The sequence below is a fragment of the Pseudogemmatithrix spongiicola genome (assembly GCF_030623445.1).
GTDB classification, from domain to species: domain Bacteria; phylum Gemmatimonadota; class Gemmatimonadetes; order Gemmatimonadales; family Gemmatimonadaceae; genus Pseudogemmatithrix; species Pseudogemmatithrix spongiicola.
In genome coordinates, this window is sequence record NZ_CP130613.1 from 3,080,989 (window position 1) to 3,100,079 (window position 19,091).

Consider the following 19,091-nt stretch of genomic DNA (forward strand, 5'->3'; position numbering starts at 1 on the left):
AGCAACCGTGTCTCGAAGGTGAGGAGTTATGCCGTGGCGGGCCTCGGGGCCTGCCACGGCTGCTTCGTTTTGAGGATCGTGTTGCAGACGACGATGAGCTTGCGGCTGCAGGCGGTGAGCGCCTGCTTCGCCGTCTTGCCGCGCGCGCGCAGCCGCGCGTAGAAGGCCTTGAGCGCGGGATTGTGGTGCGCCGCCGTGAGCGCGGCCATGTAGAGCACGCGGCGGACGTCGGCGCGACCGCCGCGGATGTGCCGCCGGCCGTGCCAGGCGCCACTGTCCTGCGCGAGCGGCGCGACGCCGACCAGGGCGGCGATCTCGCGGCGCGAGAGCGTCCCGAGCTCGGGCAGGAACGCGAGCAGCGTCGCGACCGTCACGGGGCCGATCCCGGGGACGCTGCGCAGCAGCGCGGCCGTCTCGCGCCACTGCGGGTGCGCGGCGATGTGGGCCTGGAGCTGCCGGTCGAGGTCGCGCCCCTTCGCCTCGAGGAACGCGATCGTCTCCTCGATGTCGGCGACGACGGGCGAGTCGGGGAAGAGCCGCTGCTGGTCGAGGCGCAGCCGCTCGGCGACGAGCATCTCGTCGAGCTGGCGCCGGCGGGCGACGAGCTGCATCAGGGTGCGGTGCGCGGCGTCGGGGAGCGTGACGGCCTGCACGGGCCGCTCGGCCGCGAAGCGCGCGAGCATCCGCGCGTCGAGCACGTCGGTCTTCGCGAACTGCCCGTGCGAGCGCGCGTACTCGCGCACGCGCGCCGGCGCGACGAGGCTCACCGGCAGGGCCTGCGCGCCGAGGGCCATCAGCACGGGGAGCTCGTAGCCGCCGGTGGGCTCGAGCACGACGTGCGCAGGCCGCAGCGCCGCGAGGCGCCGCGCGAGCGCGCGCAACTCCTTGGCGCTCGTGCCCGTCGTCCACGTCTCGCCGCTCGGATGGAGCGCGACCACGACGGTCGCCTTCGCCACATCGATGCCGACAAACATCCGGACCTCCGCGTGGGGATCGCCGCCGGCACCGGCCTTCCGCATGCGGGCTCCACGTCGGGCGTGGGCACCACCCAACCGTCCGGGCTCTCGGCAATCGTGATGGGTGGGCGCGGCCCCTGCTCCGTGGCGGTCTTCACGAACCGAGGCACGACCGGGCTCGCCCCGCACCCTTGTCCCACGAACATACCGTCGAATCGACATAGAAGGCACGAAGGGAGCCGCAATGCCCTCGCCGTTCCGCCACGCCGCGTAGGATCCCTGCGTGGACGTCGCGAGCTTCCAGGGCCGTCGCGGCTCCCTTCGTGCCTTGTATGTCTCACACGAATGGTGGTAAGTCATCGGGGCGGCGACAGCTCGATTGTCGTGCCAGGGGCGTGCAGAGCCCGTCACGAAGCGGGAGCGTCGTCGAACCGATCGCGGGACGCCCGAACAGCCGCTGGGGCCGCGAGCCCGCATGGCGCAAGGCCGGGCGCGCGCGGTCCTCACGCGGCGAGGGGCGGATGACGTACATCGGGATCGACGTGAGCCAGGCGACGCTGGACGGCGCGGACGCGACGGGCCAGGCGTGGCAGCACGCGAACGACGCGGCGGGCATCGCCGCGACGGTGGCGCGCGTGGGCGCGCAGGGGCCGACGCTCGTCGTGCTGGAGGCGACGGGCGCCTACCACGTGCCGCTGACGGCGGCGCTCGCGGCGGCGGGCGTGCCGGTCGCCGTGGTGAATCCGCGGCAGGTGCGGCGCTTCGCCGAGAGCGTCGGGCAGCTGGCGAAGACGGACCGGCTCGACGCGGCGCTGCTCGCGCGCTTCGCGGCGACGGTGCGGCCGGCCGCGCGGCCGCTGCCCGATGCGGCGACGCAGGAGCTCGCGGCGCTCGTCGACCGGCGGCGGCAGCTCGTCGAGATGCTGACGATGGAGCACAACCGGCTCGCGGTGGCGCGCCGCAGCGTGCAGCCGAGCGTCCGGCAGACGATCCGCGCGCTGGAGCGGGCGCTGCGGGCCCTCGAGGAGGAGACGGACCGCTGGATCCAGGGCTCGCCGCTGTGGCGCGCGCAGGAGGACTTGCTGACGAGCGTGCCGGGCGTCGGGCCGCAGACGGCGCGGCTGCTGATCGCGCGCCTCACGGAGCTCGGCGCGCTGTCCGCGAAGGAGATCGCCGCCCTCGTCGGGCTGGCGCCCTACGCGCAGGAGTCGGGCCGCTGGCGCGGCGTGCGGCGCATCCGCGGCGGCCGCGCCGACGTCCGCACGGGGCTCTACATGGCGACCCTCGCGGCGATCCGCTGCAACGCCGTCGTACGCGCGATGTATCGGCGCCTCGTCGCCGCCGGCAAGCCGAAGAAGCTCGCCCTGACCGCGTGCATGCGCCGCCTCCTCGTCATCCTCAACGCGATGGTCAAACACCAGACGCGGTGGCAGGCGTCACCGACGCCCACCACCGCTTGACTTCCAACACAGCCACTTCGTGGTGAATGTTGTTGGAGTACGTTTCCCGTATGAACGCTCTCAAGACGCTCGTCCTGCTCGCCCTCTCGGCGACGGCCCTCTCCGCGCAATCCGCGCCGGACGATTTCCTCGCAGCGCTGCGCGCGCACTGCGGCAAGGCGTACGAGGGCCGTATCATCGACCCGCAACCGGCGGACACGGCATTCGCGCGGCAGCGGCTCGTGATGCACGTGCGCGGCTGCGGTGACACGCTGCGGGTGCCGTTCCATGTGGGCGACGATCGCTCGCGCACCTGGGTGCTGACGCGAACGGCATCGGGCCTGCGGCTCAAGCACGATCACCGGCATCGGGACGGCAGCGAGGACCGCGTCACGCAGTACGGCGGTGACGCGCGGCCCGGCGGCACGGCGATGCGCATGGAGTTCCCGGCGGACAGCTTCACGGCGGCGCTGCTGCCGGCCTCGCGCACGAACGTCTGGACCGTCGAGATCACGCCGACGCAGTTCGTCTACCAACTCACGCGCGCGGGTTCGGACCGCCGCTTCCGCGTGGAGTTCGATGTCACGCGTCCCGTGCCGGCACCGCCCGCGCCGTGGGGCTTCGAGGGACGCTGACGCGGAGATGAGGGACGGTCGCGGCACATTCGCGGCGCATCGGCGTAAATTCCGGGTATGACGTCCGTGATGCCTTCCCTCCGCCCTCTCCTTCGCGCCCTCGCCGTGGCCGCCGCGGTGCTGTTGCCCGGCGCGCTCCTGCCCAACGCGCTTGCGGCGCAGACGGCCGTCGTGCGCGGCATCGTCACGGACTCGGTCGGCAATCCGATCCGCGGCGTGGAGGTGCTCGCGCTGCAGCAGGAGCGTTCGGTGCGCACCGGGGCCGATGGCCGCTTCGTGCTGCGGAACATGCCGTGGGGCCAGGTGGTGCTGATGGCCCGCCTCCCGGGCTGGCGCGCGCAGGAGCAGGTGGTGCGCATCAACGACGACGGCACGTCCCGCGAGGTGCGCTTCGCGATGGTGCGCGCCGTCCAACTGCTCGACACGCTGCGCATCGTCTCGCAGGACGGCTGCGCGGCCACGCAGATCGAGGGCTTCGAATGCCGACGCCGCGCGGGGATCGGGCAGTTCCGCGGGCCCGAGGAGCTGGAGGCGATCCGGGCGCAGCACATGGCGGACATGTTCGAGGGCATGACCGGTCTCCGCCGCGAGCCGTTCCGCGACGTCGCGCGCGGGCGCCTCGACTGGACGGTGGCGTCGACCACCGGCTGGCGCTGCCTCACCGAGGCGTTCAATGGCCGCTTCCGCACGGCGCGCGAGGAGATCATCTACCCCGAGCAGATCTACGCGATCGAGTACTACGACGTCTACGAGCGCGTGCCGGAGATCTACAAGCGCTTCGCCTGGCCCAACACGACTGACAGGCCCTGTGCCCTCGTGGTGTACTGGACCAAGGCCTACGTCGAGGAGAACGGCGGGCCGCCGCGTCAGCGCCCGTAGCCCTCGCGCTAGATTCCGCGCGTGACGCTGCTTCTCACGCTGCTCTTCATCTGCTCGGGCGCGGCCGGGCTGGTCTACGAATCCCTGTGGAGCCGCTACCTCGGGCTCCTCGTCGGCCACGGGGCGTACGCGCAGATCCTCGTGCTCGTCATCTTCCTCGGGGGGATGGCCGGCGGCGCCGCATGGATCGCGCGCCGCGCGACGCGCATCGGCGATCCGCTGCGCTGGTACGCCATCGTCGAGGCGCTGGTCGGCCTGCTCGGCCTCGCGTTCCATGACGTGTTCGTGGCGACCAGCGCGTTCGCCTACGACACGCTGTTCCCCGCGCTCGGCGGCACGGCGACGGTCACGATCGCCAAGTGGACCATTGCCGCCCTGCTGATCCTGCCGCAATCGCTGCTGCTGGGCGCGACCTTCCCGCTCATGACGGCGGGCGTGCTGCGCCGCCAGGCGGCGGACCGCGCGGGCCGGACCATCGGGCTGCTGTACTTCGCGAACTCGTTGGGCGCGGCGATCGGCGTGCTCGTCGCCGGGTTCTGGTTGCTCGAGATCGCGGGACTGCCGGGCACGCTTATCGTGGCGGCCGTCGTGAACCTGCTCGTCGCCGCTGCGGCGTACCTGCTCTCGGGACGGCAGCCACTCGCCGCGCGCGACGCCGCCGATACGCCGAGCGTCGCTGCGGCACCCGACGCTACGGACGCAGGCGCCGCGCTGCCCAGCGGGGCGTTTGCGCAGCTCCTGCTCAGCGTCGCGTTCGGCACGGCGGTGGCCTCGTTCATCTACGAGATCGCCTGGATCCGCATGCTCTCGCTCGTGCTGGGCAGCGCCACGCACGCATTTGAGTTGATGCTCTCGGCGTTCATCCTCGGCTTGGCGATCGGCGCCTTCGTGATTCGCCGCCGTGCTGATGGCAGCGGCGATCCGCTGCGCCAGCTCGGACTCGTGCAGGTAGCGATGGGCGCGGCGGCGATCCTCTCGCTGGGCTGGTATCTCGATGCGTTCGGGTGGATGGCCACGCTGATGGAAACCGTGCAGCGCAACGAAGCGGGCTACGCGGCATTCCATGTGGGGCGCTACGCGTTGGCGATGGCCATCATGCTGCCCGCGACGATCTGCGCGGGCATGACGCTGCCGCTCATCACGCGTGCGCTGCTGCGCAGCGCCCGCGGCGAACGCGCCATCGGGACGGTGTACGCCTGGAACACCGTCGGGTCGATCATCGGCGCGAGTGCGGCAGGACTCTGGTTACTGCCCGCCATCGGCGTGCGCGGCACGTTGATCCTCGGCGGGACGATCGATCTCGCGTTGGGTTGCTGGCTGCTGTGGGTCGCCGCGCCGTTGCGCGCCGGTGGCCGACGCACCGCCACTCTCGCCCTCGGCGCGACGGCGGCGCTGGTGCTCGTGTCGTCGCTGAGCCCCGGCTTCGACCCCTCGGTGCTCTCGAGCGGCGTGTTCCGCTACGGCACGGTTGCGGAGGCCGGTTCGCGCGACATCCTCTTCTACCGCGACGGACGCACCGCCAGCGTGAGCGTGCAGATGGGCAGCGACAGCGGCTTCACGCTGGCCACCAACGGCAAGCCCGATGCTTCGCTGCAGGCGGTGTGGTTCGAGCCACCGCGCCCGGATTCGCTGCGGCCGGCACTGGCCAGCGACAACGCCACGCAGGCACTGCTCGCGCTCATCACGCTGGCGCATGCGCCGACGGCGCGCGAGGCCGCGGTGATCGGGCACGGCGCGGGCATGACGACGCACTTCCTGCTCGGGTCGCCGACGATGGAGCGCGTAACGACCATCGAGATCGAGCCGGAGATGGTCGAGGCCGCGAAGCAACTCATGCCGGCGAACGCCCGTGCCTTCGAGGACCCGCGATCGGTCACGGTGATTGACGACGCGCGCGCCTTCTTCGCGGCGACGAGCCACCGCTTCGATGTGATCGTGTCGGAACCGTCGAATCCCTGGGTGAGCGGCGTGTCGGCGCTGTTCACCGAGGAGTTCTACGCGCGGGCGGCACGCCAGCTCGCACCGGGCGGCGTGTTCGGGCAGTGGCTGCACTTGTATGAGATCGAGGACGCGCTGGTCTTGGGCATCCTCAAGGCGCTGTCCACGCAGTTCCGGTCGTATGAGCTGTATCTCACGAACGACGTCGACGTGCTGGTCGTCGCCTCGAATGCCGATTCACTGCCCACGCCGGACTGGTCGGTGTTCCGCACGGAGGACGTCGCGCTGGATCTCGCGCGCTTCCGTCCGCTCAGCGACGCCGCGCTACGCGCGACTTGGCTCGTGGGCCATCGCCAGCTCGGGCCGGCACTCGCGCGCGACTCCGCGTCGAACAGCGATTTCTACCCACAGCTCGACCTGCGCGCGGAGCGGGCGCGGTTCCTGGGCGTGGAGGCCGATGCCTTCGCTTCGATGCACAGTGATCGCTTTGCGCTCGCCGATGCAATGGCCGAGCGGGTGATTGCGCCGTTGGGACTGGCCCGCGCGCCGCTTTCGCACGCGCGCTTCGATGCGCAGGCGAAGTCGGTGCAGATGCGGCAGCGTGTCTCCGGCAACGACACCAGCGCGGTGCTGGTCGGCGTGCGCGCCGCGCAGCTGCGCGATGCGCGCCTTTCGCTCGAGCTCGCGAGCGATCGTCCGCCGCCGGACTGGCCGCTCTGGTTCGCCGAGGTGTTGCAGGTGGAGCGCGACCGGCACCAAGGCACGATGGGTGTGGTAGACGCGGCCTGGTATGCGCAAGTCGAGCGCTATCTCACACGGCAGCGCGCCCCAGAGGGTGCGCAGTCGGCGTGGCGCTTCTTGCGCGCGGCGGTGACCTACGATTGGCCGACAGCGGCAGCGGAGGTGCGCACGCAGATCGCCGAGCGTGACCGCGGCCGTGCGTGGCTACCGCCGGCGTTGCTGTTGGACGCTGCAGTGCTCGCGCGCCTGCGCACCGGGGACGTGACCGGCGCGCAGGCGGCGTTTGCGCGGCTGGGCAATGCCGCGGGGCGCAGGCCCGAAGACCTGCGCACCCGCATGCTCGACGCCCTGGTGAACTAGGGGCGCGTCGGCGGCGCGACCGGCGGCTTGTTCTTGAAGTCGCCGGCCTTGACGGTCGAGATGCGCGCCAGGTTGATGTGCCGGCGCATGGCCGCGTTGACGTCGTTCACCGTGAGCGCGCGCACCTTGTCGTCGAGCTGCTGCTCGAAGGCCATGGTCCGCCCCGTGATGTACTGCGCGGCAAACATGGACGCGACGAAGCCGTCGTTCGCCCGCATTTGCACGCGCTGCTGGAGCCAGGCGTTGCGCGCGGCCTCGAGCTCCTCGGCCGTGATGCCCTCGCTGAGAATGCGGCCGATCTCCTCGCCGAAGGCCGTCTCGAGCCGCAGCACGTTCTCGGGCGCGTAGATGGCGTTGGCCGAGAACGAGCCGACCTGGTCGAGCGACTGTGCGCTGAGCCCGGAACCGACGCCGTAACTGATGCCGTCGCGCTGGCGGATGCGCGTGGCGAGGCGCGAGTTGAGGAAGCCGCCGCCGAGGATGAAGTTGCCGATCGTCAGCGCCGGATAGTCCGGCGAATCATCCCGGAGCCGCAGGTTCTGCCCGGCGATGAAGAACGCGTTGGCCTTGTCCGGCGTCTCGATCGAGACGTTGAACTGCGGGACGTCGAAGAACTGGCGCTCGGCGCGTGCGAAGGGCTTCGGGCTGCGCCAGCCCTCGAAAGTCTCCTTCGCCCAGGCCTCGACCTCGGCGCGGTCGAAGTCGCCGACGATCGCCAGGTCGCCGTAGCTCGCGCCGACGAGCTCGGTGTAGATGCTCCGCACCTGTTCGACCGTCATGGCCTGCAGGTTCGCGATGTCTTCCTCGAAGGACGTGACGGCGAGCGGGTGGCCCTTCGGGTACGGGCTCATGCGCCGCTGGTACTCGGTGGCGGCGAGCGCCACCGGTTCGGACTTGTTCGACTCGATGGCTGCGAGTTGCTGGCGGCGCAGTTCCTCGAACTCTTCCGCTGGGAAGGTCGGCGTCTTGAGGATCTCGCCGACCAGCCGCAGCGTCGGCATGAGGTTCTCGCGCGTGGTCGTCACCGACGCCTGGATGTTGTTACCCGCGCCGACGAAGGACACCTGCGCCTTCAGGCGGTCGAACTCCTCGCGGATCTGCTGGCGTGAGCGGGTCCGCGTGCCCTTGTCGAGCATCCCCGGCATGAAGGCCGCGATGTGGTTGCGGCCGCTGAGCGTCTCGAGGTTGCCGTGGCGCAGCGAGATGCGTGCGACGACTTGGTTGCCGCGCGTCTGCTTGGGCAGCATGGCGAGCTTGAAACCGTTGGCCAACTGGCCGCGCACGGTGCGCGCGTCGATGTTGGACGGCGAGGGATCGAAGGCTTCGCCGGCGGCCATCGCCGCGCGGCCGCGGTAGGCGCGCGCGACGGAGTCCACCGTGGCCTGCGCAATCGTCGGGATGGTGACGCGCGCCGGTGCGTCCGTCGGAATGAACGTGCCGACGGTGCGGTTGTCGGGCTTGAAGTACGTGGTGGCGACGCGCTGCACGTCCGCCGGCGTGACGGCTTCGATGCGGTCGCGATGGATGAAAAGCAGGCGCCAATCGCCCATCGACGCCCACTCGGAGAGATCGAGCGCGATGTTCTGCGAGTTGTTCATCGAGAGTTCGATCTGCCGGGTCAGCGCGGCCTTGGCCTGCGTCACCTCATCGGCCGTGACGGGGCGGGCGGCGAAGCCCTCCATCGTCGCGAGCAGCACGCGGCGTGCCGAGTCGACCGACTGCTCCTTGCGGAGCAGTGCGAGACCGAAGAGCAGGCCGGGTTCGGCGAGCTGGAAGGCCTGGCTGCCCGCCTGCGCCACGAGCCCCGGCTGGACCAACGCCGAGTGCAGACGACCGCCCGGCGTGCGGGTGAGGACCTGGGCGAGCACGTCGATGGCGGCGAAATCCGGATGCGTGCCCGCCGGGACCTTGTACGCGGCGATCACGGCCTGCTGGTCGCCGACGCGGCGCACGGTGACCTCGCGCTCGCCGTCCTGATCGGGATCGCGCGTGTAGGTCGGGAACAGCAGGTTGCCGCGATCGAGCGAGCGCTGCGGCCGCGGAATGCTGCCGAACTTGGTCGCGATGAGGCGCAACGCCGCCGCTTCGTCGAACTTGCCCGCGACGACGAGGATGGCGTTGTCCGGCTGGTAGTACCGGCGGTAGAAGGCCTGCAGGCGCTCGATCGGCACGTTCTCGATGTCGGCGCGCGCGCCGATCGTGCTCTTGCCGTAGTTGTGCCAGTCGAAGGCCGCGGCCATGGTGCGCTGCAGCGTGACGTTCACGGGGCTGTTCTCGCCCGACTCGAACTCGTTGCGCACCACCGTGAACTCGCTTTCGAGGTCCTTCTTCGCGATGTACGAGTTCACCATGCGGTCGGCCTCGAGGTCGAGCGCCCACTCGAGGTTGGCGTCCGACGCAGGCATCGTCTCGAAGTAGTTGGTGCGATCGTACCAGGTGGTGCCGTTGGGAAACGCGCCACGCTCGGTGAGTTCCTGCGGGATGTTCGGATGCTTCGGCGTGCCCTTGAACACGAGGTGCTCGAGCAGGTGCGCCATGCCCGTCTCACCGTAGCCTTCGTGCCGGGACCCCACGAGGTACGTGATGTTCACCGTGACCGTCGGCTTCGACTGGTCGGGGAAGAGCAGGACCTTGAGTCCGTTGGCGAGCGCGTACTCGGTGATGCCTTCGACGCTGGCGCCACGGGTGATGCCGGCGGGCAGGGCGGCGGGGCGCGCGGCGGCGGCCGGCTGCTGCGCGAGCGCGATGCACGGGACACTGGCAAGCGCGAGCGCCGTCGCGAACAAGCCGACGGCAAGACGGTAGTTCAGAGATGCATGCTGCACAGAATTCCTCACAGGTGATGATCCAAGGATTCAAGACCGTAGGACGCCCACTATGGTAGCGTCGGGGACGGCAATCCGCAGCAGCGGCGGGGCATACGTGCTAGGGCAGGTGACTAGCCGTATTGCACTCGAAGTCGAACGAGTCCTAGCGTAGCGCAGCCCCCTCTCCACCCGGAGCCTCCGTGCGCATCGCCGTCCCGGTCATCGCTGTCCTGCTTGCCCTCACGGCAGCCCGCGCCCCGCTCGCAGCGCAAGAGCCGGGTCGCACGGTCGCCTACCTCGAGTTGCTCGGCAGCGGCGGCCCCTGGTCCATGAACCTCGAGCGCGCTATCGGCTCGTGGCGCATGCGCGGAGGATTCGCGAGCTGGAGCACGAGCGACTTCTGGAGCGACGTGTCGACGAGCTACACCACGGTGCCCGTCACCCTGAGCCGCGTGCTCGGCGACGGCAATCATCGGCTAGAGATCGGCGGCGGGGTCACGCTCGGGGGACGGTCCGGGGGTTCTTCATCGTCTGGCATCTTCGCCTCCGAGGAGAGCTCACGCTTCGTGACCCTGACGGGAATCTTCGGGTACCGGTACCAGAAGCCGGGTCGGGGTTTTGTGTTCCGCGCGGGGCTGATTCCGCTCTATGGCCTCGGGAGTCCTGAGATCGCGTACCCGGACAAGGGACTTCTGCCCTCGATTGGCCTCAGCTTCGGCGCCGCGTTCTAGGGCCCGGAAGAAACCGAGGCTGCCCGCCCGGTGTTCGTGAAGGATGCGTCTTCTGCTCGCGCTCCTCGCACTTCCCCTCGCCACGGCCCTCGCCCAGCCCAGCGGCACGATCACCGGCACCGTCGTGGCCACGGGCACTGAGCAGCCCATCGCGGGCGCGCAGCTCGTCGTCGAGGGCGCCGATCGCCGCGCCGTCGCCGACGACCAAGGCCGCTTCGTCATCCTCGGCGTCGCGCCGGGCGTGTGGCGCCTGCAGGTGCGCGCCATCGGCTATCGTCCGGTGATCATCCCGGACGTCGTCGTCGGCAGCGGCAAGCCGACCACATTGGCCATTCGGTTGCTGCCCGCGCCCATCGACGTCGCCGCCGTGGAGGTGCGCGCCGCGTACTTCACCCCGGCCGTCGAAGGCACGACCTCCACGCAGACGCTGACCGCCGAGGCGATCCGCCGCGCACCGGGTGTGCAGGAAGACGTCGTGCGCGCCGTGGCATTGCTGCCGGGCGTGGGCGTCACGCAACCGGGCCGCAACGATCTCGTCGTGCGCGGCGGCGCGCCGTTCGAGAACCTGTTCCTTGTGGACGGCATCGAAGTGCCGAACATCAATCACTTCGGCACGCAGGGCTCGACGGGCGGTCCGCTCTCGCTCATCAACGTCGATGCCGTCGAGCAGGCGTCGTTCTCCGCGGGCGGCTTCGCAGCCAAGTACGGTGACCGCACGGCGTCCGTCACGAGCATCACGCTGCGCGAGGGCAATCGGCGGCAGTTCGGCGGCGAGTTCAACATCTCCGCCACCGGTGGATTCGCGATCGCCGAAGGCCCACTGGGCGAGCGCGGATCCTTCTATGTCAGTGCGCGGCGCAGCTACCTCGACCTGCTCTTCAAGGCGGCGGGCTTCGGCTTCGTCCCGGCGTACAGCGACCTGCAGGTCAAGGCGGTGCAGGATCTCGGCACGCGCGACAAGCTGTCGTTCCTGTTCATCGGCGCGGACGGCACGGTCACGTTCTTCAACGACGACGAGGACCAGCGCTACGACAACTCACGCGTCGCGGCCCCGACGCAGCAGCAGTACTTCTCTGGGCTCACGTGGCGGCGCCTCGTGCCGCGCGGGATCCTCGACCTCACGCTCGGCCGCACATGGACGTCGTTCCAGACGATCCAGAATGATTCGTTGAACCCGCCGAACACGATCTTCCGCGCCTTCAGCACGGAAGGCGAACAGTCGCTGCGCGCCGATCTCACGCTGCAGACGTCGACGCGGACGGAACTCAACGTGGGCGCCGTCGCGCGCTACGCCAGCGACCTCTCGTACGACCTGCTGCTGCCAGGCCCGCTGCGCACCGACGCGACGGGCGCGCCGCAGCCGCTCAGCGTCGACACTTCATTCACCGCGGATCGACAGGCGCTGTACGGGTCGATCGCCTACCAGGCCACGCCGAAGCTGCGCGCCACGCTCGGCCTGCGCGGCGATCGCTACGGCTTCCTCGAGGGCACGCTGCGCGCCAGCCCGCGCCTCGGCCTGCGTTACGCGCTCAACGATCGCACCGCGCTTACGGCGAGCGCCGGACGCTACTGGCAGACGCCGAGCTTCATCTGGCTCGTGGGCGATCCGTCGAACGCGCAGCTCGATCCGTTCCGCGCGGACCAAGCGGTGGCGGGCATCGAGCACTTGCTGCGCGACGACGTGAAGCTGCAGTTCGAGGTGTATGCCAAGGGCTATGCGCAGTATCCGCGGCGGCTGTTCCGTCCCCAGGCGGTGCTCTCACCGAGCGGCTTCGATGACGTGACGAGCGACATCCCATTCGGCCTCGAACCGTTGGCCGCGACGGCGAAGGGCCGTTCGATCGGTGCGGAGCTCTTCGTGCAGAAGCAGTTGAGCGAGATCCCGCTGTTCGGGCTCGCGAGCGTGAGCGTGGCCCGGACGACTTTCGACGGGGCCGACGGCGTCGCGCGGCCGGGCAGCTTCGATACGCGTGCGATCGGCAACGCCGTCCTCGGCTGGCGTCCCAACGCGAAGTGGGAGCTCTCGGGCAAGTTCCGTATCGCGAGCGGCTTGCCGACGACGCCGTTCATCACGACGGGTGCGGACGCGGGCCGCCAAGACTTCTCGCAGTGGAATGAAGGCGAGCGGCTGCCGGTGTTCCATGCACTCGATGTCCGCGTGGACCGGCGCTGGAGCCTGCGCAGCGTGCAGCTGGTGGGCTACCTCGACATCCAGAACGTGTACAGCCGCGAGAACGTCTCGGGCCTGCAGTGGGACCAGCGCGAGCGCACGGTGCTACGGAACACCTCGATCGGCCTGCTGCCGAGCATCGGGTTCAGCATCGACTTCTGACCGAACGGGGCGAGGGTCCGCCGCGTATCTTGGAGCGGACCCCTCACCACGGAGTACGCGTTCGTGTCCGTCCTCACGCAGCGTCTGTCCCTGACCGGCATTCTCGTCGCGATCGCTTCGCCGCTGGTCGCGCAGCAGGGCTACCAGCAGCCGCCGGCCAATGTCGCGCAGATTCTCGACGCGCCAGCTCGTCCGCAGATCCTCACGAGTCCCGACAAGTCGCTGCTCGTGCTGCTCGATCGGCCCGGCCTGCCGAGCATCGCGACGATCTCCGAACCGGAGTATCGGCTCGCCGGCATCCGGTTGAACCCGCGCACCAGCGGGCCCTCGCGGCAGAACCCGTCGCGCGGCATGCGCGTGATGCCGATGCGCGGCGGCGAGGCGCAGCCGATCGCGATGCAGCTGCCGGCGGGTGGCGGCATCAGCTATCCGAGCTGGTCGCCAAACGGCAAGCTCGTGGCGTTCGTGGTGAGCACGGATGATGCGCTCACGCTGTGGGTGGCCGACCCGACGGCCCGCACGGCGCGGCAGCTCAGCGCCCGCAAGCTCAATGCCGTGCTCGGCGCCCCGTGCAGTTGGATGACCGACGCGGCGTTAGTGTGCACGACGATTCCTGCGAACCGCGGCGCGGAGCCAACGGCCCCCTCGGTGCCGAGCGGACCGATCGTGCAGGAAGCGTTGTCGGGACGCGCGGACCGGGTGGCGACGTATCAGGACCTGCTCAAGAGCCCGCACGACGAGGCGCTGTTCGAGCACTACGCCACGAGCCAGCTCGTGCGCTTCTCGCTCGACGGCCAAGCGACGAACATCGGCGCGGCCGCAATGCTGAGCGACGTTAGCCCAAGCCCCGACGGCCAGTGGATCCTCGTGACGTCGCTGGCGCGGCCGTTCAGCTACTCGGTGCCGCTCAACTATTTCCCGACGACGATTGCGGTGTGGCGCCCGGATGGCAGCGTGGCCCGCACGCTGGCGTCGCGGCCGTTGATCGAGCGCGTGCCGTGGGGCGGAGATGCCGCGCAGGTGGGCCCGCGCAATCCGTCGTGGCGTGCGGACGTGCCGGCGACGCTCACGTGGCTGGAGGCGCTGGATGGCGGCGACCCGACGCGCGAAGCGGCGAAGCGGGATCGCCTGCTCGCCCTCGATGCGCCGTTCGCCGGCGAGGCGCGCACGTTGCTCGAGACGGAGTGGCGCGCGCGGGGCGTGACCTGGGCGCGTGCGGACCTGGCGATCGCGCGCGAAGGCCAGTCGCGGCAGCGCAAGGCACGCGTGTGGGTGTTCGATCCCAGCGGCCGGACCGCGCCGCGCATGCTGTGGGAGCGCTCGAGCGAGGACCGCTACGGCGACCCCGGCAACTTCCTGACGACGCGCAACGCGCTGGGCCAGAACGTGCTGCGCTTCACCCCGGACGGACGATCGGTGTTCCTCGTCGGCGCCGGTGCGTCGGATGAAGGCGATCGTCCGTTCATCGATCGCTACGAACTGGCGACGGGCCGCTCGGAGCGACTGTTCCGCTCGACGGCGCCGTACTATGAGAGTGTCGTGGACGTGCTCGACCCGCGCGGCACGGAGCTGTTGACGAGCCGCGAGTCGCAGACGGAGCCGGCCAACTTCTGGATCCGCAACCTCGTGCGGCGCATCGCGCCGATCCAGGTGACGAAGTTCGAGGATCCGGCGCCCGCGTTCGCTAACGTGCGCCGCGAAGTTGTGCGCTACACGCGCCGAGACGGTGTGCAGCTGCAGGCCACCGTGTACCTGCCGCCCAATTACGACAAGGCGCGCGACGGCGCGATTCCCTTCCTGCTCTGGGCGTATCCGCTGGAGTTCGGCAGCGCCGAGGCGGCTTCGCAGGTGACGGGTTCGCCGTATCGCTTCACGCGGCCGGGGGGTTCGTCGCACCTGTTTGCGCTGCTGCAGGGCTACGGCGTGATGGACGATCCGACCATGCCGATCGTCGCGATGGACGGCAAGGAATCGAACGACACGTATGTGGAGCAGTTGACGGCGAGCGCGCAGGCGGCGGTGGACAAGATCGTCGAGATGGGCGTCGCGGACCGCAATCGCATCGCGGTGGGCGGCCATTCGTACGGCGCGTTCATGACGGCGAACCTGCTCGCGCACACGTCGCTGTTCCGGGCGGGCATCGCGCGCAGCGGCGCGTACAACCGCACGCTCACGCCTTTCGGCTTCCAGGGCGAGGAGCGCAGCTACTGGCAGGCACCGGACCTCTACGAGCGCATGTCGCCGTTCACGTATGCCGACAAGATCAAGACGCCGATCCTCTTGATCCACGGCATGGCCGACAACAACACGGGCACGTATCCGATCCAGTCGGAGCGCATGTTCGCCGCGCTCAAGGGCAACGGCGGAACGGCGCGGTACATCCAGTTGCCGGCGGAGTCGCACGGGTATGCGGCGCGCGAGAGCGTGGGGCACACGTTGTTCGAAATGCTCAACTGGCTCGATCAGTACGTGAAGCCGCAGCGGCCGCGGATGTAACTGCATGCACCACGAAGGCACGAAGACACGAAGGACATGGATCCTTCGTGCCTTCGTGCCTTCGTGGTGAAGCTTTGTGTATGTCCTACAGAAAACCCCCGACGGCTCGGTCGGGGGTTGTTCCATTGCGGGCGACGCGAGGCGGGTGAGTATTCGAGTTGCATTCACGCGACGGCTGGTGCGTGAATGGATTCCTCTCGCGGGACGCCGTCGGAGGAAACGCAACAGGGCCGTTCGAACCCGGTTGCCGGTCGTGAGGTCGCTGGAGACGACCGTAGATGTCCGACAGGGCAGCACCCGTGGCGGGCCGTCACGACACGGGAAGAAGCGGTGGATCCGGCTGTTTCGGCAGCGACGAACCGGACCCCACACTTCACCAGCGAGTTGAGGGCCCCCGATGCCAATCTGACGTCGGGGGCTCTCCTATTGCCGTCAGCGCCGCGGCCGCCGCAGCGCGCGGCCCGGCCGCGCGTCCGTGAACACACCTGCATCCACCACGGGCACGCCGTTCACGATCACGAACGGAATGCCCGTCGCGTACTGATGCGGCTGCTCGAACGTCGCCGGACTGCCCACGGTCGCAGCGTCGAAGATCGCGATGTCGGCAAAGCAGCCCGCCGCGAGGCAGCCACGCTGGCCGTCGAGTCCCAGACGCTTCGCCGGCATGCCCGTCATCTTGTGCACCGCGGTCTCGAGCGAGATCACGCGCTGTTCGCGCACGTAGTGCCCGAGCACGCGCGGGAACGTGCCATACGCTCTCGGATGCGGCACGCCCTGCCCCGGTCGCGTCAGTCGCCCATCGCTGGCGATCATCGACTGCGGGTGCTGCATCACGCGGCGCACGTCGCCCTCATCGATGATGTGATACACCATCGACGCGCCGCCATTGAGTTCGCCCTCCAGCACGAGCGCCGCCGCCGCCTCGAGACTCGGCCCCACGCCGCGGCGCATCTGCCAGTCGTAGAGCGTCTTGCCCTCGAGGCTGCGGTCCCAGCTCACAGACCCGAACTGCACCCGGCGCGTGTCGCCGCCGCCACGGTCCGTGCGGAGCAGCTCGACGATGCCGCGCAGGATGCTGTCGCGCAGCGCGGGTTGCTCCGTGCGCGCGCGCAGGCCATTGCGCCCGCCGGCCAACGCCCACGGCGGCAACAGCACGCTCAGCGACGTCTGGCTCGCCGTGTACGGATACTGATCGACCATCACATCGAGCCCCGCCGCGCGCGCCGAATCCACCATGGCCAGCGTGACGCTCGTCTTGCCCCACATCAGCGCACCGACGGCCTTGTGGTGCGTGAGCACCACGGGAATCCGCGCATCCCGCGCAATCGTGATCGCCTCGGCGACGCCCTCGAGGAGCCCAAGCCCTTCTTCGCGCAGGTGCGAGGTATAGATGCCGCCGGAATCCGCCGCCGCGCGGCTCAGCGCCACGACTTCGTCGGTCTTGGAATAGTAGCCCGGCACGTAGCGCAGTCCGGTGCTGATGCCGAAGGCGCCGTCGCCCATGCCGCGGCGAATCAGCGTCACCATGCGCGCGAGTTCGTCGGCCGTTGGCGCACGGTTCTCGGTGCCCATCTCCTCACGCCGAACCGTGTTGTGCCCGACGAGGTACGCGACGTTCATGCCGAGCCCAGCGCGCTGCGCCGAGTCGAGATACGCAGCGAGCGGAAATGGGCCGGAACCGTCAGGTCCACCGAGCGCGAGCGTGACGCCCTGCGTCACCGCACTCTTGGCGTCGGGCTGGTCGAGCAAGGGCTCGAGGTGCGCATGGAGGTCGATGAATCCCGGCGCGACGATCAGGCCTCGGGCATCGATCACCCGCGCGGCCCGCGTGCGGTCGAGCGGCGTTCGCGAGAGCAGCACCACGCGGTCCCCCGCGATGGCGACGTCGCCCGTGTACCGCGCCCCGCCGCTGCCGTCCACGATCGTTCCGCCGGCGATGAGCAACGACCACTCCGGCCGCGCCTGCGCCGCCGCGGGAGATGCGATGCTGAGCATCGCGAGCAGCAGCGGGATGGCGTGGCGCATCAGCGTAGCGCCCCCAGCACCATCCCCAGGAACTCGTCGATCGCCCGATTCTCGATCCACCGCACCACGATGACGAGGTCCTGCTCCGGTGCCACGAACACCAGGTTCGTCCCGTTGCCCACGTGTCCGAACGCCGACGCCGGCGCGCTCGGCATCCACTTCCTGTCTGTATTCAGGAACCAGTTCATGTAGCCGTACGTCGGCTGCGCGGGCGTCGGCGTGAGCGAGCGCGTCACCCACTCCTCGGAGAGGATGCGCTGCGTACCCCACATGCCCCGCCGCTGCGTGAGCAGGCCGAAGCGCGCCATGTCCCAGGCGTTGATGAACATGCCGCCGCCCCAGTGCCCGCCGCCGCTCACCACCTGCACGGCGCGGCCATCGAGCGTGATCCAGGCGTTGTCGTAGCCGTTCCAGCGCCAGGTGCGCGACGCGCCGATCGGCGACATCACGAGTTCGTCCAGCACGTCCGGCAACGGACGTCGCCACACATTCGTCGCGGCGAGCGCGAGCACGTTCACGCGCACGTCGTTGTACTCGTAGACGCTGCCCGGCGCGTTGCGCGCGCGCGTCGTCCAGGTGCTGGCATCCTGCGCCGGACGGTCGGCCCACTCCGGCTTGCCCCAGAGCGTGCCTTCCCAGTCGCTCACCTGCCGCAGCATGTGATCCCAGGTGATGGAGCGGTTGTGCGGCGTGTTCCAGGGATCGATGAACATCGCGCGCCCGTAGGTCGAGCCGGGCTCGGAGGGCGCTTGCAGGCGCAGCGCGTACGTCGGCGCCTGCGACAGATGGACGGGCTCGTCGACGCTGCGGACCAAGCCGCGATCGAACGCGAGCCCCGTGACGACGGAGAGGAAGCTCTTCGTCACGCTGTGCGTCATGTCCACGCGATCGGGCTCACCCCAGCTCGCGACCACGTAGCCCCCGCGCAGGATGACACCCGTGGGTTCACCGCGCGGCTTGAACGGCCCGATCCCCTGGCCGAAGGGCTCGCGCCCGAAGCTGCGGTAGTGGCTTTCCTCCATGTCGCGCGGCGCGCGCGCCTCGTTCTGCACGGCGAAGGCGATCGCCGCGGCGAGCTTCGCGCTATCGACGTTCATCGCCGAGGGCGCGCGACGCTCCCAGGTGGCAGCGGGCACGTACGGCGTGGCGGCCGTGCCGCGCGGCGTGCGCGGCGCGTTCTGCGCGTCGAGCGCCACCGGGAGCACGAGGGCCAAGAGGCTCGCGGCCGCCTTGAGACGTGCGCGCTTTCGCTTGGTCAGCATGGGCAGGAAGAAGAGGTAGAGACCGGTGAGCCAGAGCGCGAACACCACGAGGCCCGACGGCAGGAAGATCCACAGCTTGGTCGCATCGCCGAAGAACGAGCCATCGTGCAACTGCTCAATCAGATCCGACCGCCGGTACGCCGTCTGCAGCACGGCGCCGTCGGCGAGCGCGAGCTGCAGCTCCCAGCGCGACTTCGTGATCACCTTCACGATGCCCTTCGACGGCCGGACGTCGAGGCGATCGATGTCCTCCCATCCGCTGACCGCGGCCTGCGGGACGGCCTGCGCCGCCGCGAGGATCGTCTCCCACGCGAGCCCCGGCACGGGCACATCGGTGCGCTGCTCCGCCGGCTGCACCCAGGGGACCTGCTTCTTCACCTGGAGCAGGAGGCCGGAGGCGATCACCACGAGAAACGGAAGGCCGACGGCGATCGCGCCCCAACGGTGGAGGCGGCGAGACAGGATGGACAGTTTCATCTTATAGGTACGT

At 69.7% G+C, this 19,091-nt stretch carries 11 protein-coding genes; 7 read left to right on the plus strand and 4 right to left on the minus strand.

Features of this window, described 5'->3' with window-relative positions; genetic code table 11:
• Window positions 1–26: 26 nt before the first annotated feature.
• Complete coding sequence (locus Strain318_RS14145; protein WP_367887880.1) at window positions 27–974, minus strand: IS110 family RNA-guided transposase; 948 nt, start codon at window positions 972–974, stop codon at window positions 27–29.
• Window positions 975–1,477: 503 nt separating this feature from the next.
• Here Strain318_RS14145 and Strain318_RS14150 point away from each other — a divergent pair.
• The 4 genes from Strain318_RS14150 to Strain318_RS14165 all read left to right on the plus strand — a co-directional run bounded on the left by Strain318_RS14150 (window position 1,478) and on the right by Strain318_RS14165 (window position 6,948).
• On the plus strand, window positions 1,478–2,416 hold the full coding sequence (locus tag Strain318_RS14150) for an IS110 family RNA-guided transposase (RefSeq protein ID WP_367886342.1): 939 nt from the start codon (window positions 1,478–1,480) through the stop codon (window positions 2,414–2,416).
• Between the two features lie 50 nt (window positions 2,417–2,466).
• On the plus strand, window positions 2,467–3,030 hold the full coding sequence (locus Strain318_RS14155; RefSeq protein WP_367886343.1) for a hypothetical protein: 564 nt from the start codon (window positions 2,467–2,469) through the stop codon (window positions 3,028–3,030).
• A 69-nt stretch (window positions 3,031–3,099) separates the two neighbouring features.
• Window positions 3,100–3,909, plus strand: a complete 810-nt coding sequence (locus tag Strain318_RS14160; RefSeq protein WP_367886344.1) for a carboxypeptidase-like regulatory domain-containing protein — start codon at window positions 3,100–3,102, stop codon at window positions 3,907–3,909.
• A gap of 21 nt (window positions 3,910–3,930) precedes the next feature.
• A complete protein-coding gene (locus Strain318_RS14165; protein ID WP_367886345.1) occupies window positions 3,931–6,948 on the plus strand; it encodes a spermine/spermidine synthase domain-containing protein in 3,018 nt (1,005 codons plus the stop codon).
• Here the strand turns inward: Strain318_RS14165 and Strain318_RS14170 are convergent.
• Entirely contained in the window at window positions 6,945–9,773 is a 2,829-nt protein-coding gene (locus tag Strain318_RS14170; protein WP_367886346.1) for a M16 family metallopeptidase, read from the minus strand. The genes Strain318_RS14165 and Strain318_RS14170 overlap by 4 nt on opposite strands.
• 182 nt (window positions 9,774–9,955) lie before the next feature.
• Here Strain318_RS14170 and Strain318_RS14175 point away from each other — a divergent pair, with 182 nt between their 5' ends.
• From Strain318_RS14175 to Strain318_RS14185, 3 genes are all read left to right on the plus strand, one after another.
• Window positions 9,956–10,486 (plus strand): hypothetical protein, encoded by a 531-nt coding sequence (locus Strain318_RS14175; RefSeq protein ID WP_367886347.1) that lies wholly within the window; start codon window positions 9,956–9,958, stop codon window positions 10,484–10,486.
• Window positions 10,487–10,529: 43 nt separating this feature from the next.
• Window positions 10,530–12,818, plus strand: coding sequence for a TonB-dependent receptor (locus Strain318_RS14180; RefSeq protein ID WP_367886348.1), 2,289 nt, complete (start codon window positions 10,530–10,532; stop codon window positions 12,816–12,818).
• Between the two features lie 63 nt (window positions 12,819–12,881).
• Window positions 12,882–15,314: a S9 family peptidase gene (locus tag Strain318_RS14185; RefSeq protein ID WP_367886349.1), complete on the plus strand. Its 2,433-nt coding sequence runs from the start codon at window positions 12,882–12,884 to the stop codon at window positions 15,312–15,314.
• A gap of 432 nt (window positions 15,315–15,746) precedes the next feature.
• Here the strand turns inward: Strain318_RS14185 and Strain318_RS14190 are convergent, their stop codons facing one another.
• Both Strain318_RS14190 and Strain318_RS14195 read right to left on the minus strand, forming a co-directional pair.
• Window positions 15,747–17,339: an N-acyl-D-amino-acid deacylase family protein gene (locus Strain318_RS14190; RefSeq protein ID WP_367886350.1), complete on the minus strand. Its 1,593-nt coding sequence runs from the start codon at window positions 17,337–17,339 to the stop codon at window positions 15,747–15,749.
• On the minus strand, window positions 17,339–19,078 hold the full coding sequence (locus tag Strain318_RS14195; protein ID WP_367886351.1) for a serine hydrolase: 1,740 nt from the start codon (window positions 19,076–19,078) through the stop codon (window positions 17,339–17,341). Before Strain318_RS14195 ends, Strain318_RS14190 begins: the two co-directional genes overlap by 1 nt.
• Window positions 19,079–19,091: the final 13 nt, after the last annotated feature.

Coding starts and splice junctions, on each gene's coding strand:
- Strain318_RS14145 (WP_367887880.1), bottom strand. CDS start 974: ATGTTTGTCGGCATCGATGTGGCGAAGGCGACCGTCGTGGTCGCGCTC.
- Strain318_RS14150 (WP_367886342.1), top strand. CDS start 1,478: ATGACGTACATCGGGATCGACGTGAGCCAGGCGACGCTGGACGGCGCG.
- Strain318_RS14155 (WP_367886343.1), top strand. CDS start 2,467: ATGAACGCTCTCAAGACGCTCGTCCTGCTCGCCCTCTCGGCGACGGCC.
- Strain318_RS14160 (WP_367886344.1), top strand. CDS start 3,100: ATGCCTTCCCTCCGCCCTCTCCTTCGCGCCCTCGCCGTGGCCGCCGCG.
- Strain318_RS14180 (WP_367886348.1), top strand. CDS start 10,530: ATGCGTCTTCTGCTCGCGCTCCTCGCACTTCCCCTCGCCACGGCCCTC.
- Strain318_RS14190 (WP_367886350.1), bottom strand. CDS start 17,339: ATGCGCCACGCCATCCCGCTGCTGCTCGCGATGCTCAGCATCGCATCT.
- Strain318_RS14195 (WP_367886351.1), bottom strand. CDS start 19,078: ATGAAACTGTCCATCCTGTCTCGCCGCCTCCACCGTTGGGGCGCGATC.